At 40.1% G+C, this 800-nt stretch carries 1 protein-coding gene; it reads left to right on the plus strand.

Annotated elements, in window-relative coordinates:
• Positions 1-296: 296 nt before the first annotated feature.
• Complete coding sequence (locus tag LGZ99_RS24550; RefSeq protein ID WP_164834972.1) at positions 297-521, plus strand: hypothetical protein; 225 nt, start codon at positions 297-299, stop codon at positions 519-521.
• Positions 522-800: the final 279 nt, after the last annotated feature.

Genomic DNA, 800 nt, shown 5'->3' on the forward strand with positions numbered 1-800 from the left:
CCTAATCATATCCACTTTATTTTTACCAAAACTGTTAAATAACCAGCGAGAAAACACTTAAATCCCTATCTGTTTAGGGATTGATTAAATGTTATTAATTCTCCTACTAAAAAGTTGCATTTACTGAGTTAAATCCGTCCTTAATATAAAAGCTTTAATACCGCTGCATTCACCATGCTTTTCGCGGGAAGCCCTTTCCTTTCAGGCATAGGTATCTACACATCTTCGAATTACCTAATATGCCCGCCGCTAATCGAGTCAATTCTTCAGGTGGATATTCCGATAGCAATATAAGTGTGTTTAAGAGGACAGATAATTCCGCAAGAAGAGCCGGAGCACTCTCTCATTTTCCCCGTTTTTGCTGTCTGCCTGAGAGTCTGCAAATCCATTGTCGGGCTCGGGTATTTTCTTCTCCCTCTGCACGTTGTCATCGCCAGACCAGAACACAGGCCATGCTCGCTATCAGTAACCGGCGTAACACCGCAGGTGCACTGCGTTGCAACCACGATTCAATGTCATGACCTGCCCCTTTTATCAACTTAAAAAAGGACTCAATTTCTTCACTGGGTAATTAACAAAGAATTGGCATTGTTTACCCAGTGAGGGAATAATGAATACTGCTTTTTCTGTTATTTAGCTGGTCAGTCTAAGTACTGTAATTACAGAAATCATCTATTATGAAGAACTAAATAAAGTGTTAATAATATCCACGCAGCTTACGTTAAGACGGTCACCGCATTCAAAGAGAAACACTCAAAGCATATATCGTCAGCCCCAATATACCTGATTAATATCTTGAC

The organism is Photorhabdus temperata, assembly GCF_025384845.1.
GTDB lineage: Bacteria > Pseudomonadota > Gammaproteobacteria > Enterobacterales > Enterobacteriaceae > Photorhabdus > Photorhabdus temperata.